This window comes from Clostridium beijerinckii (assembly GCF_008705175.1).
Taxonomy (GTDB): domain Bacteria; phylum Bacillota; class Clostridia; order Clostridiales; family Clostridiaceae; genus Clostridium; species Clostridium beijerinckii.
The window spans coordinates 3,938,537-3,952,312 of the sequence record NZ_CP043998.1; the positions used below are offsets into that span (position 1 = coordinate 3,938,537).

The 13,776-nt window shown below is 27.9% G+C and carries 14 protein-coding genes; 8 read left to right on the forward strand and 6 right to left on the reverse strand.

The features are described from left to right. Window positions 1-173: 173 nt before the first annotated feature. The 5 genes from F3K33_RS17750 (at window position 174) to F3K33_RS17770 (ending at window position 5,515) form a co-directional block, all read left to right on the forward strand. Window positions 174-1,994, forward strand: a complete 1,821-nt coding sequence (locus F3K33_RS17750; protein ID WP_039769080.1) for a sensor histidine kinase — start codon at window positions 174-176, stop codon at window positions 1,992-1,994. A gap of 25 nt (window positions 1,995-2,019) precedes the next feature. Beyond that, the gene (locus F3K33_RS17755; RefSeq protein WP_039769078.1) at window positions 2,020-3,612 is read left to right on the forward strand and encodes a response regulator; all 1,593 of its coding nucleotides are present in this window, start codon (window positions 2,020-2,022) and stop codon (window positions 3,610-3,612) included. 382 nt (window positions 3,613-3,994) lie between these two features. Next, window positions 3,995-4,453, forward strand: a complete 459-nt coding sequence (locus F3K33_RS17760) for a LytTR family DNA-binding domain-containing protein (protein WP_039769076.1) — start codon at window positions 3,995-3,997, stop codon at window positions 4,451-4,453. Next, the gene (locus F3K33_RS17765) at window positions 4,450-4,860 is read left to right on the forward strand and encodes a DUF3021 family protein (protein WP_039769073.1); all 411 of its coding nucleotides are present in this window, start codon (window positions 4,450-4,452) and stop codon (window positions 4,858-4,860) included. Before F3K33_RS17760 ends, F3K33_RS17765 begins: the two co-directional genes overlap by 4 nt. A 139-nt stretch (window positions 4,861-4,999) precedes the next feature. Beyond that, window positions 5,000-5,515: a hypothetical protein gene (locus F3K33_RS17770; RefSeq protein WP_039769071.1), complete on the forward strand. Its 516-nt coding sequence runs from the start codon at window positions 5,000-5,002 to the stop codon at window positions 5,513-5,515. Between the two features lie 285 nt (window positions 5,516-5,800). On the opposite strand, the gene F3K33_RS17775 is transcribed toward F3K33_RS17770, so the two are convergent. Next, window positions 5,801-6,697: a LysR substrate-binding domain-containing protein gene (locus tag F3K33_RS17775; RefSeq protein ID WP_243141306.1), complete on the reverse strand. Its 897-nt coding sequence runs from the start codon at window positions 6,695-6,697 to the stop codon at window positions 5,801-5,803. Window positions 6,698-6,826: 129 nt separating this feature from the next. On the opposite strand from F3K33_RS17775, the gene F3K33_RS17780 reads away from it, so the two are divergent. Further along, window positions 6,827-7,942 (forward strand): alkaline phosphatase family protein, encoded by a 1,116-nt coding sequence (locus F3K33_RS17780; protein WP_039769068.1) that lies wholly within the window; start codon window positions 6,827-6,829, stop codon window positions 7,940-7,942. Window positions 7,943-8,030: 88 nt separating this feature from the next. After that, on the forward strand, window positions 8,031-8,975 hold the full coding sequence (locus F3K33_RS17785) for an NAD(P)-dependent oxidoreductase (protein ID WP_039769066.1): 945 nt from the start codon (window positions 8,031-8,033) through the stop codon (window positions 8,973-8,975). 95 nt (window positions 8,976-9,070) lie between these two features. Here the strand turns inward: F3K33_RS17785 and F3K33_RS17790 are convergent, their stop codons facing one another. From F3K33_RS17790 to F3K33_RS17810, 5 genes are all read right to left on the reverse strand, one after another. Further along, window positions 9,071-9,943 carry an SPL family radical SAM protein gene (locus tag F3K33_RS17790; RefSeq protein WP_012059682.1) on the reverse strand — a complete coding sequence of 291 codons (873 nt, stop codon included), beginning with the start codon at window positions 9,941-9,943 and terminating at the stop codon, window positions 9,071-9,073. A gap of 58 nt (window positions 9,944-10,001) precedes the next feature. Continuing rightward, on the reverse strand, window positions 10,002-10,535 hold the full coding sequence (locus tag F3K33_RS17795) for an RBBP9/YdeN family alpha/beta hydrolase (protein ID WP_039769062.1): 534 nt from the start codon (window positions 10,533-10,535) through the stop codon (window positions 10,002-10,004). 182 nt (window positions 10,536-10,717) lie between these two features. Further along, window positions 10,718-11,128: a peptide deformylase gene (locus tag F3K33_RS17800; protein ID WP_039769060.1), complete on the reverse strand. Its 411-nt coding sequence runs from the start codon at window positions 11,126-11,128 to the stop codon at window positions 10,718-10,720. Window positions 11,129-11,465: 337 nt separating this feature from the next. Beyond that, window positions 11,466-12,335, reverse strand: a complete 870-nt coding sequence (locus tag F3K33_RS17805; protein WP_039769058.1) for an aldo/keto reductase — start codon at window positions 12,333-12,335, stop codon at window positions 11,466-11,468. A gap of 72 nt (window positions 12,336-12,407) precedes the next feature. After that, window positions 12,408-12,752 carry an ArsR/SmtB family transcription factor gene (locus F3K33_RS17810; RefSeq protein WP_023974058.1) on the reverse strand — a complete coding sequence of 115 codons (345 nt, stop codon included), beginning with the start codon at window positions 12,750-12,752 and terminating at the stop codon, window positions 12,408-12,410. Between the two features lie 540 nt (window positions 12,753-13,292). Here F3K33_RS17810 and F3K33_RS17815 point away from each other — a divergent pair. Next, complete coding sequence (locus tag F3K33_RS17815; protein WP_241414816.1) at window positions 13,293-13,598, forward strand: gluzincin family metallopeptidase; 306 nt, start codon at window positions 13,293-13,295, stop codon at window positions 13,596-13,598. Window positions 13,599-13,776: the final 178 nt, after the last annotated feature.

The window sequence follows — 13,776 nt, forward strand, 5'->3', positions numbered from 1 at the left end:
TCATATTCATTTTATTAAATCCAATAGTAAATTTAAATATATTATTTTTCTTATAATTTATAATTTTTTTTGTTTTTGATTTTTACAATTCATAAATATTGTAATGTACATAGTTATTATCTATAATAACATTAATGGTAAAATATTACACAACCAAAGGAGAGGGATACTTGATGATGATTGTTTATAAATTAAAGTCTGTAAATAAATTTATAAAAAAATATCTTTCTAATTTTCAAAATAAAATAATAGTGTGTTTTATACTCTGTACTACTATTCCTCTTCTAGCTATTGGCTTAATTTCTTATCATACATCTGTAAAAATAGCACGAGATAAGATAATTAATAGTAATCTCCTTATAAATAATCAGTTAAAAGTTGATATTAATAATCGTATGATGCAAATTGAACATGTTGCTGATTCCATTCAATTTTATTTGTATTCTTTAAATAATACTCCAGTCTTTCCTCTATCAAATTATTTAAATACTTTTAACAATACTTCTAATAATATAGATGTATTAAAAAATAATTTTAATATATTTTATATAAATGCTTTTGTAGATCCAAGTTTAATTATAAGCAATAATAAGCTAAGCTTTAACAGTCTAAAGACAATTGAGAAATATGGGGTTTCTGAAAACGAATTGATAAATTTAGGTATCTCCCCAAAATGGGTTTTTAGGCCAAAACAAGTCTTCCCATATATGATTTCTAATACTAACTTAGGAGTGGATTCTATATTTTGCTATAGGAGCGTTAAATACAATAAAAATGATTCTTTATTGTACGCATATTTTGTAAGTATTAAATCAGATGAATTTTCAGACATACTTAAAAACTCTACTGTAGATAATTCAATATCTAATTATATTATTGATGATGATGGAGTTGTTGTAGCTCACTCTGATAAAAGTAAAGTAGGCAGTACTTTAGATAATGAAAAACTTTCAATTATTAAACAAAATGATCTTCACAATGGTTTATCTTCATATAAGGATTCAGAAATTCTATCTTCAAAACTAGTGAATAAGTGGTATATTGTTACTGATATTCCTCAAAAATATATATTATATAACACTTTTCCGCTTATTAAGTTAATTTTCTTTTCTATTTTACTGCTAACTCCTGTATTCATATTTATTGCTATCTCTCTTGGAAAAGAACTGACAAAAAGGCTTAATAAACTATCCACAATAATAAAATCTGCTAAGCTTAATAATAATAGCATACAAATTGACAATCTTAATGAATTGATAGATCCTAACTCCGTACATTGTGACGATATTGATTATATAGCATTAATTTTTCAAGATATGATAAATACAATAAATGATAATTTCAATACCATCTTAGATTTATCAATAAAAAAAGAAAAATTGAATTATGATTTACTACAAACACAAATCAATCCTCATTTTTTATATAATATACTGGATTCTATTCACATATGTAACTCCATAGGCAAATTTGATATTGCAAATCAAATTATTATAGACTTATCAAAGTTCTATCGATACGTACTTCGAACCTCTGAAAACTTAATAACAATTAAAGAAGAACTAGAAATTTCTAAATTATATTTATCAATGGAGAGCATATGCAAAGCTGGAAATATAGCTTGGAATTTTTATTTGGATGAAGGTATCGAAAACTTTCTAATTCCAAAACTTACACTTCAGCCACTTATTGAAAATTGCATTAAGCATGGAATTGGACAAGGTAAAAATAAAATTAGTATAGATATATCTATTGTTTATTATGAAAATTATATTTTAATTACCATTAAAGACAATGGCATTGGTATTAATCCTGACAAACTTATTGACATACAATCTATCCTAAAAAATAATGGTGTCGATAATAAATATCTAGGGTTAAGTAATGTAAATGCTAGGTTAGCTTCCTCAAAGATATCTAAAGAATATATAAAAATTACTAGCGTTCTAAACAGTGGCACCAAAATTCAAATGATATTAAATCAAATTATTTAAAATATATATGTAAGGAGACGTATTTTTGAGAAAAGTAATTATAGTAGATGATAATCATTTATCTGTTGAAGGTATTTATAAAAATATAAACTGGAAATCTTTAAATTCAGAAGTAGCATATATGTTTTATAATTCGCAATCTATTATTGATGTCGTTAAATCTGCTAATATTGATTTAATAATATCAGATATAGAAATGCCTATAATATCTGGATTAGAGATGTCAAAGCAAATATTAAAATTTAATCCTAATATAAAGATTATACTTATAAGCGCATTTGATAAATTTGAATACGCAAGAGAAGCTATCAGAGTTGGAGTCTATGATTACATAGAAAAACCTATTGATTATAATTATCTCAGCACAATTATTAATAATGCATTCGTCCAATTAGAGAAAGAAAAAAGGAATCGTAAAATCTTAAATGAAAGTCGCCCATTAATGATAAGTAAGTTTTTTTCAGAATTAATCCATTTAAACAGTGATGAGGCAAAATACAATCTTTCTAAATATCCGGATTACTTAAATATAGATTTAAATTCAAAATATTTTGTGACATTAAATTTTAGAATAACAAACTCTAAAACATTGAAAAATGATTTAGGGATTGAAAAATATCATATTTCATTAATAGACTTAGGTGATCATATTAAATCTGCTTTTTCTAAGTTTCAATTATATCATTTTTTAATCGAACGGGACGATATAATCACAATTATTGGTGGAAATTACCCGAATGGAAATTACTTGCTTAATAAAGTTCACGATATACTTAATTCATTCATGGAACACTATAATGATATATTTGAATTAAATATAGGTATAGGAAGCGTTATTGATACTTTTTGGAACATGAAAATTTCTTATGATAATTCATGTAAAGCACTTGAATATAATTTTTTCTTTCCTCAAAAAAACATATTTGATATTCATGATATTGTTAGAAAAAATAATGCAAATAATAGTGTTTATATTTATGCCAAAGAAGATAAGCTAATTCAGCTTATTTACAAAAAAGATTTAAACTCCATAAAAAACTGGATACAAGATTTTTATGAAGAAATTCTAATAAATTGTAACAATAAGTATTTAATATTTAACAGTATATATTCAATTTTAAGTAATGTGCTCAAACTATTATATAACATGTCTATAAATACTAATGATATTGAAAATATTATAGTAAATACATACAGTAACTTAAGTACAATTTGTAATAGTTCCGAAATAATTAATTGGCTTTTTGATATTTTCAAGATTATTTGTAATAGACTTGATGAATCAATAAAAAATCAGCATGAATATCTTTGTAATAACGTAATTACATATATTAAAGATAATTACAGCAAAAAAGATTTATCCTTAAATGAAATTGCTTTATATGTAAATGTTAGTCCAGCATATTTAAGTGCATTATTCAAAAAACAAATTGGAGAAAACATAAGTACTATTATAACAAATGTACGAATAGAAAATGCTTGCAAACTCCTAGAAAATACAAATCTATCTTTAAAAGAAATTAGCGAAAAGGTTGGTTATGTAAATCAATATTATTTTAGTTCCTGCTTTAAAAAGAAAATGAATAAGAATCCATCTATTTATCGTCAAGGAATATAATAAATTTTAATCAACCTTTTTGTGTTTTCTTTTTCCTAAAATTAACTTCTATTTCATTATTAAATTTAACCTATGTCGGATTTATACTAAATCTAACATAGGCTTTTATAAAATATATATTTCCATAATAAGTTTACATTTAAAACGTAATATAAAAAAACTTACTATATAAAATATTAAATTTCCATTCTTAAGGAAGTAATTTCTGCAATTTACTTATTTTAGTCTATATGATATTTTATATATAAATAAGTATGTACTTTATGGAAAATGATTATCATATTTTGTTTAGAAGAATGTTTAAATAAAAATAATGATTATTTATGAAACTGTGCTATATGATTTTATATATTAACAGTATTTAATTTGTAGGAGTGTAAAAATGAAGGTTAGTATAAACATTATCTCTTCTGAATTAGAGGAAGAAGTTATTTTTAACGTACACAATGTTCAAGAAAAAATTACTGAAGCCATAGAATTACTGACATCATCGAATGAAGTTATTAAGCACTTACTTGGAAGAAAAGAAGAAAAATATTACAAAGTGAACGTGGATGAAATTTTTTATATAGAATCAATAGATAGAAAAGTATTCATCTATACCAAAACTCAGACCTATGAAATTTCTGAGAAATTGTATGTTCTTGAGGAACAATTAGCTGGCATGAATTTTATTAGAATTTCTAAATCTTTGCTTCTCAATATTGATAAGATACACTCTTTTTATCCAAAGTTAAGCGGAAATCTAGAGGCCCTTTTAACTAATAATGAAAAAGTAATAATTTCAAGAAGATATGTTGCAAATTTAAAAAACAAATTGGGAATGAGGGATGGCAAATGACCTTTAAATCTTTAAAAGAAATATTAAAATTAACCTCAGTAGTTTTTACAGTAATAACAATATTTCAGCTTATTACAAAACAATCTTTAGATAATGAAAAGATTTGTGAATTATTAGCTTTATCATTATCATTTTCATTAATAAAGATCGTTATCAATAAATATATTATTTCTAAGGACTCAATATTTAACCCATTATTATATATAATTGTAATTTGTTTAATGATTGCTGCGTCAAATTATCTTTTTAACTGGAATATGTCCTTATTATTAATGCTCTCAACATTTATTGAAGTTATATTAATTTACATATGTGTACGACTCATTAATTATCAATATGAGAAAATAGACGTAAAAAAAATGAATGAGATTTTAGATAGAAATAGACAAAATAAAAACCAACAGTAGGTTTCTGCTTACTTTTATATTAGTTTTAATACCGCTTAGTTATATAAATATACCGCTTATGTAAATACGTATTGTTCTTATTTAATTTGTATTGTACTCTTACAACATGATATGAATTAAGAAAGAAGGTTATATTATTATGATGATTATTAATATTATTTCAGAGGTATTTAGCCAAACTCCTTTTTATGTTTGGGTTATATTTATTTATCTTTTAAAGCGTGGAATTAAAGCTAGTAGAGATGGTGAGTTATCACTTCCTAAAATGTTCATTATGCCATCTATTTTTATTATTTGGGGCTTAGAAAAGCTACTAACAAACTTTAGCTATATAGGCATTTCTATGATTTTCTATACTATTTGTATGTGTTTTGGTACTTTAATATCATATTATTTATATTCTCGATATAGAAATATATATATAAAGGATGGCTCTCTATATAAAACTGGATCATATTTACCAATAACTATTATGATGACTAATTTTTTTGCTAAATATCTATTAAATGTTGCCATGGTTGTTAATCCATTGCTATACAGTACACTTTTCTTTAATATTTTGTATTCATTATTATCTGGCTTTTCCGTTGGATTATTTATTGGAGGTATTTTACAAGCATATAAATCTTATTCAAACTTAAAAGCATTAGCTTAGATATATGATTAACACATCTAAATTAAAACTTCACATGTATTTTATCAGTTAAATCCCCTACTAAATTGATATGCTCCCCTTATAGCAGACAGTTAAAATAAAAACTGTATCCATAAAGGGAGCATATTAATTTTTAACTTATTTGGTTTCATTGTTAATTTAAACTATCCATGTTGGTGCCTATTGTCCAATTTTAGTAAAATTATAAATTAGGGCTTTTTTCTTATCAAAAATAATTTTCTATATAAATGCACAATTCAACATATACATAATATATCCAAAGTGCTATCGTACCTTTAGGGGATTCTCATCCTTTATTGTACTACACAGCATTATAAAGTTATCTATATATTCCGTTAAATGCTTGTTTTTATGATATGAAACATAGAACTTCCTTGTAAAGTTATATTCTTCTAAATTTATTTTTGCGATTTTTCTGTTTTTTAATTCGTCTTGCATTAAGTATTGAGATAAAAGTGCTATTCCTTTATTATGAATTACAGCTTCTTTTATTGAATCAATACTCTTGCAAATCCATGTAACATTAGGAATAATATGCGATTCATCAAAAATATCTTGAAGCATTTTTTGAGTTCTGCTTCCAGGTTCACGGGCTATTATTGGTTCTAAACTTAATTGCTTAATTTTAATTGTTTGTTCAGCAAGGGGATTTTCTGGATGACAGACAAGCATTAGTTTATCATCTAAAAAATCAATATATGTTAACTCACTGCAAGGAGATTCCATTTGAATAATGGCTACATCCAAATCATATGATAATATCTTTTGTTCTATGTAGGAGCTATTTCCAATTTCAACTTGAATATTTACAGAAGGATAAAGGTTCTGGAATTTCTCTAATATTGGGTAAATCAGTTTATGACCAATTGTGGTACAAACCCCAATGCGTACTAGTCCTTGATAGGACAGATTTCTCATTTTTAGGTTCATTTGCCCTAAATCATATAATAATTGTTTTGCATGGAAAAGCAATTCCTTTCCATTAGAAGTCAAATATAGTTTTTTAGATAATCGCTCAAATAACTTTGTATTATATTCATTCTCCAGCGCTGATATTGACTGACTAACGGATGATGGCGATATATATAATTTTTGAGCGGCTTTACTCATACTCATTTGAGTACAAACTTCTACAAATATTTCTAAATCACGAATTGTCAATTGAAATCCCTCATTCCATATAGTTAAGTATTTACTAATCATTATATAATATTATTCATATTTTACAAAGCATTATAGAGGTGATAATCTAAAAACAAATAAGTGTCTTGATTAAAGGGGATGTAAATTATGCAAAAAATATTGATTGTTGTCATTGATGGGTGCTCTCCAGAGTATTTTACTTTGGAAAATGCACCAAATATTTATGGTTTATGTGAGCAAAAAGGATTTATAAAAAATATCTATGGTGCAATTCCTACGGTAACCAACGTTAATCATGCCTCTATTCTGTCAGGACTTTGGCCAAATGAGACACAAATGGTAGGAAATTTCTTTTATGATCACATAACAGGAAAGTCTGGATTTATACAAGAGAAAGGATTTATGAAAGCTACTACAATATTACAACACATTAAAAGTATTGGTGGTAAAACTGCTTTATTGACAGTAAAAGGAAAGATTCTTGAAGTATATGGAGAAGGTGCTGATTTAGGAATTAGTGCTGAAAAGCCTAACCTTAACCTTTTAGAGCAGCTAGGCATTTCTATGCCGCCAAACATACAAAGCGTAGAAAGTAGCAAATGGATTTTGGATGCAGCCTATACATGCATACAAAAAGAATCTCCTGAAATAGTGTACTGCACTACTAACGACTATATTATGCATCATTACGGACCAAACTCTGAACAGGCTAAAAAGCAAATAAACGATATTGATAACTGTATCAAAAAGATACACGAATTAGAACCAACTCGCCAGATTTATATTACTGCTGATCATGGAATGAATAAAAAAACTACTCTTGTAAATTTTCAAAATTTATCTGAACAAGCAGGTTTTCATGTTGTATGCGTACCTCCAATGAAAGATAGATATATTGAAAATCATGCGTATCAGGAAGGCGGAACACTTTATGTATATCTGAAAAATGCAGATGAAATAGAAAAGTATCTTCAATTTGTGTCTACTCAAATATCAGTTGACAAAATTTTAAACAAGAAAGAAGCTGCTGAACTTTATCATTTGCCAATAAATAATATAGGAGACTACGTCATTTTTGCCTCTGAAGATTATGCATTCGCTGAAATTGAAGGTATTTATTTAAATACGAAAGACGTACGAACTCACGGCTCCCTTTATGAAAGGGAAATACCTTTAGCAGCAATTAATCCCGCTATGTCAAAAGAAAAATATCAATTCAGTAAAGATATAACTTCAAATATTTTGCAATTGTTATCTAGATAGCAGTGTAGACATTTTGCAAAGATTATAATTGTAAACATCAAACGGATTTTCTTCGAAATAGATATAGATCATGAAAGGTGGCTTAAAAATGAAAATTCTTATAGTCGGATATTTTACTGAGACCTCAAAATCAAATATTGTAAGGCATTTTCCAGAAGACTGGGACATTGTAATTGTCCATCCCGGAAAAGAAATGTTGCATCATATTGAAGATTGTCAGGTACTCATACCTGAACATATTAAAGTAGATTGCAGTTTGCTTTCTATAGCAAAAAAATTAAAGTTAGTACAGACGGGTGCAGGATTTGATAATGTAGATATAGATGCCTGCACGCAGTACGGCATTTGGGCGGCCAATGCTGCAGGAGTGAATGCACAAGCAGTTGCAGAGCACGTAATGGCGCTGATATTGTCTTATTATAAAAACATACCGTTTCTTGATTCTTTCATGAAGAATAGGATAGATGAAAATGAATTGCAGTATACAGGGAGTGAATTAAAAGGCAAAACCATCGGGATTATAGGCTTTGGCGCCGTCGGTAAAAAAGTAGCTGAGTTTTGCAGGATCTTTGATATGAATGTTCTGGTTTATGCTAGAAATCCCGTTGTGCAGTCTGACGGTTTTGTAAAAATGACGGATTTCGATACTCTTGTAGGCGCATCGGACATAGTAAGTGTACATGTATCCTTGAATCAGCAAACCAAACAGCTGATCAACAAAGAGGTATTCAATAAAATGAAGAATACTGCACTTTTTATCAATACAGCCCGCGGTGGTATTGTCAATGAAAGAGACTTGATAGATGCATTAAAAAACAGGGACATTTCAGGTGCATGCCTTGATGTGTTTGAATCTGAACCTCTTCCAATTGAAAGTGAACTCCGAAATCTAAGAAATGTGATACTTACTCCTCATACAGCCGGCTTGCCTGATGGCCTTAAATTCCATAAAAAAAGATATGATTTCTTCGTGAATAATATAAAGCGTGTAGAGAATGGTGAAGAGCCCAAAAGCAAGCTCAATCAGTTATAGTTTGGGAAAAATAAAAATAAGAGCTCTTTATTCTACTTTGTATATGAATGTTATATACAAAGTAGATAACACCTTTTTATCATATAAATTATTTGCTATATATCAAAACCTATTTGAACTTCATTATTCTCCTCTTCAAAAGCTTTCATATAATTAAAAACTTCTTTCACTCCAAAAATAATATTATTCTGCTGACAGGTGTCTTTAATAATTTTCATTAATTTTTCATGATTCTTACTTAACACTTCATAACTATTCCCATATTCTCTTATATATTTTTCTTTTAAACCTTTAAAATGCTTATCTAAATTCTTATAATAATATTCCCTATTTCCATTTCTTAATGTTAATCCAATACCAAATACTATAATTCCTTTAACTTTAGCTTCTATACAATAATCTAAAATTCCTCTTATATTTTTCTCTGTATCATTTATATAAGGTAAAATAGGACTTAACCAGACTACTGTAGGAATTTTGTTATCCCTCATTATTTTTAAAACTTCGAATCGTTCTTTTGTTGTAGAAACATTAGGTTCAATAATCTTGCATAATTCTTCATCATAAGTTGTTAATGTCATCTGCACAACACACTTTGCTTTTTTATTTATACTTCTTAGCAAGTCTAAGTCTCTTAATATTCTATTTGATTTAGTTTGTATTGCGAGTCCAAATCCATACTTATCAATTATCTCTAAACATTTTCTTGTATTTTGAAGATTTTCTTCTAGATGAATATATGGATCACTCATTGCACCGGTTCCAATCATGCACTTTTTTCTTTTTTTCTTAAGTGCATCCTCTAATAGCTGCAGCACATTAGCCTTAACCTCAATGTCTTCAAAAATATGATCCATTCCATAACAATGACTTCTGGCGTCACAATATATACATCCATGAGTACATCCTCTATAAATGTTCATTCCATTACTACTAGATAATATACCTTTTGCCACCACATCATGCATAAAATCGTAACTCCCTTCAAATTAACACTGTACAATTAACAATTAAAAGTGATTAACCTTATCGGATTCTTTCCAATAGTTTCTGAAATAAATTAAATCCTTCATTCCAATCATCTATATTGGATTCACTGTTTATATGACCCTTTTTGCCCACAGATACTGTTTCAAGGCCCCACTGTTTGCCTTTTTCTATACAAAACAGAGATGAGGAATATTGATCATTCTCACTATAAATTAGCATTCCAGGTAACTCAAGGTTATCCTCTGGCAAATGTTCAAAGGAATCTAAAAAATTCGGAAATTGTTCCTTGTTTGGATCTGGCGGAGCCACTAAGAAGACTGCTTTCAAGTACTTTCGTATCTTAGGCATGGCTTTTACAGTAAGCAAGCATCCAAGGCTGTGTGCAACCAATACTACATCACAGCTATTTTCTCTTGAAAGATTTTCTATTAAACTTTTTTCCCATTCTTTATATACAGGATAATCCCATTCCTCTTGGGCTATTCTTTTAAATCCATATTTTTTCTCCCAAATAGTCTGCCAATGTTCTGGCCCAGAGTTATTAAGGCCAGGAACTATCTTTATATTCATTATTAACACCCCAAATCCATCTAATTTTTCTAAAAGATTTCATTTTTGTACTCAATTCTATCATACATATACTCTAGTGTGAATGCAGTTATTAAAAGCATATATAAATTGAATATTGTGCTTTCTCTTTGCATTTAAGCATTTATTTTTAGTATGCTCAAGCTACGTTTTTAACTTAATAATTAGATTATTATACCTTCAAAATGATCCATTTCATGTTGAATTATTTGTGCTGTAAATCCATTAAACACTTGTTTCTTCTTATTAAAGTTTCTATCAAGATACATAACCTCTATCGTTTCATATCTCTTTGTTTTTCTAAATCCAATTAAAGATAAGCAACTTTCTTCTGTTTCATAAGGCTTTTCCTTTTTTAATATAACTGGATTTATCATAGGTACAATAAGATTGCCTACACTAAATACTAATATACGCTTTTTTACTCCAATCATATTAGCAGCCAATCCAACACAATGTTCTAAGTTTGCTCTTAATGTATCTATTAAATCATCAATTACTAACATGTCATTTTTAGTTGCCTCTTCTGATTTTTGTCCTAAAAACAATATATCTTTTACTATTGGTTTTATCATAATTTATACTCCTTTTTCAGTTGTATTTTTTATAAAAAATACGATATGCTTTAAAATATATTATATAACCTAACCCTATCAAGCAAATTGACTTGGCCATACACATTCTTGCAATTGACTATAGGTTCCTCATTTAATACACATCTCTAACTAAAAAAATTATAACATAAACTAATGACACTTTTAATATCATTGGTTTATGTTTTAATATTTAATAATGTCCTATGTATTTTGATTCTCCCTATATATGGTTCACTGTAACAGATATAACGTAGAACTTTCTAAATTATATCTTAACATTAGAATATCAATCGCTAATTTTAGATAGATTAAAAATTTATTTAATGAAAATTTTCATCAGTTTATTATAAAGTGGATTAATCATATACCCTGTAGGACTATGAGAATACCTTCTGCCTGTATTCAGTTGATTAATTTTTTCCATTTCTTCACTTGATAATTCAAATTCAAATAACTGAATGTTCTCTTTGATTCTTTTGGGATTTGACGATTTGGGGATAATAATAATTCCCCTTTGTATATGCCAACGTAAAATTACTTGAGCCACTGTTTTTTCATGATTACTTGCAATTTTTTTCAATACTGTATTTTCCAGCAAAGCTTTATTCCCTTGACCTAAGGGTGCCCAAGCTTCATGCAAAATCTTATGTTTAGTAACATATTGATGTAGCTCATTTTGTGGAAACTCCGGATGAGTCTCAATCTGATTAATCATCGGTGTAATCCTTGAGTGTTTCATTAATTCTTCAAGGTGTTGTATCTGAAAATTTGCAACTCCAATTACTTTGATCTTACCTTGTAAATATAACTCTTCCATAGCATGCCACGTTTCTAAATAATAAGATGAAGCAAAATGAATTAGGTACATATCAAGGTACTCTACGTTCAGCTTTTTACAAGTTTGTTCAAAAGCTTTCTTAGTAGCTTCATAGCCATGATCCGTATTCCAAACCTTCGAAGTAATAAAAAATTCTTCCCTTGGTATCTGACTTTTTTCGATTGCTAATCCTAAATCTTTTTCATTGCCATAAATTTTAGCAGTATCAAAATGACGATATCCAATTTTAATAGCTTCACCCACAGCAGTTTCAAAATCTTCCCCTTTATTTAGTTTATATACCCCAAAACCAACCTGAGGTATTTTAATTCCATTTACTGCTTTTATTTCTTTATTTATTAGATTCATCTCTTATACCCTCCAGAACAAATTAATTTAAACCAAATCAACTAAATATCGCCTTTAGATTCTGCCATTATTCTAGTTGTCCTTCCAGCAATCACACATAAATTCTTCAACATGAGAAAATAACCTCTTCATCAGAATCAAATCGCTTTTGGCTGGATTTATATGATAGAAATTCATCGTTCCTTGCTTGACTAAAGTTACAATTTTTGCTTCTTTTAATATTTTTAAATGATGCGAAACAGATGGACGTGACAAATGTGTCCCTTTAGTTATTTCTCCAACCCTTATTCCAGGATATGTTCCTTTCATTAAGCTTAAAATAATTAATTGCCTTGTCTCATCCCCAATAGCAGCTAGCACTGCTCTACATTCTTTGAACTCATTTTCTAGTTGCCTTAATTTATCTTGTTCGTTCATTATATATCTCCTTTAATTAAATTGTAATCATTAGTGCTTTTCCCCATACAAACTTCATTCATTCGCATATGTTAATGGTTTAATCTTTTAATCCATAATAGCAAGGCATAATTGTTTTATCAACATCGGGAAAGTAAATCGAGACGAATATATTATTTTGTCATTAATTATAGTAAAGTTTTTAACTTCTAGGTCTTTTATTTCTAGTAGCCTGTTGAAGTTATTTATTTTATTATCAACTCAAAATTTTTCTCTCCCAATATGACAATCTATTTTCCTATCTTAAATTATGTGAAAATCCAGGGATTTTTAAATTCGTGGCCTTCGAACCCGCATTATTCAAGCATATTCTGAAGAATATATATTCTAATATTCTTTACCATAAATATTGTTTAGAATATTTATTCTTCACCATATTTATGGTAAAAAATAATCTGCGTATTTATATCCTTGATGCTAGTATAGTTTTATGAATAAATAAAATCATTCCTATTTAGAAAAAACTCAGCATTTTATAATCCGCTGCAGCTGTTCACGAATTTGTTCATAATCATAGTAAATAAAATAAATGAGAATACACCAAGATGGTTGGATGAAGGAATTGCATGTTATGAAGCAAAAGACAATAATGAAAACTGGATAATAAAAACTGTTAAAAATGGACTAGCAAATGATATTGTTCCTACATTTAAAGATTTAGATACAGGCGATGATTTTGAAACTTTTTTCAAATATGATGGATATCAATACTCATATACTATAGTAGAATCAATAATCAAATTATTTGGCTATGACAAGCTGTGCAATTTGATAAAAGAACCTAATAGTTTTGTAGATGTTTTCTGAATAACCGAAGATGAGCTTCATAACGAATGGATTGATTATATAAAAATGAACTACGCACTAAATTAGACTATTAGAAATTTTTGAACTTACTTGCCAATAGGAAATCCTTTAATATTATGTATTAAATGAGGAAAATAAACTTCCTCATTTAACTTTCTACCATACTTTTTAGCTTAAA

What these genes read in the sequence shown, in the direction of transcription:
- F3K33_RS17800 (WP_039769060.1), bottom strand. Translation starts at nt 11,128, where the DNA reads ATGATAAAACCAATAGTAAAAGATATATTGTTTTTAGGACAAAAATCA.
- F3K33_RS17795 (WP_039769062.1), bottom strand. Translation starts at nt 10,535, where the DNA reads ATGAATATAAAGATAGTTCCTGGCCTTAATAACTCTGGGCCAGAACAT.
- F3K33_RS17765 (WP_039769073.1), top strand. Translation starts at nt 4,450, where the DNA reads ATGACCTTTAAATCTTTAAAAGAAATATTAAAATTAACCTCAGTAGTT.
- F3K33_RS17760 (WP_039769076.1), top strand. Translation starts at nt 3,995, where the DNA reads ATGAAGGTTAGTATAAACATTATCTCTTCTGAATTAGAGGAAGAAGTT.
- F3K33_RS17785 (WP_039769066.1), top strand. Translation starts at nt 8,031, where the DNA reads ATGAAAATTCTTATAGTCGGATATTTTACTGAGACCTCAAAATCAAAT.
- F3K33_RS17790 (WP_012059682.1), bottom strand. Translation starts at nt 9,943, where the DNA reads ATGCATGATGTGGTGGCAAAAGGTATATTATCTAGTAGTAATGGAATG.
- F3K33_RS17750 (WP_039769080.1), top strand. Translation starts at nt 174, where the DNA reads ATGATGATTGTTTATAAATTAAAGTCTGTAAATAAATTTATAAAAAAA.
- F3K33_RS17780 (WP_039769068.1), top strand. Translation starts at nt 6,827, where the DNA reads ATGCAAAAAATATTGATTGTTGTCATTGATGGGTGCTCTCCAGAGTAT.
- F3K33_RS17805 (WP_039769058.1), bottom strand. Translation starts at nt 12,335, where the DNA reads ATGAATCTAATAAATAAAGAAATAAAAGCAGTAAATGGAATTAAAATA.
- F3K33_RS17810 (WP_023974058.1), bottom strand. Translation starts at nt 12,752, where the DNA reads ATGAACGAACAAGATAAATTAAGGCAACTAGAAAATGAGTTCAAAGAA.
- F3K33_RS17770 (WP_039769071.1), top strand. Translation starts at nt 5,000, where the DNA reads ATGATGATTATTAATATTATTTCAGAGGTATTTAGCCAAACTCCTTTT.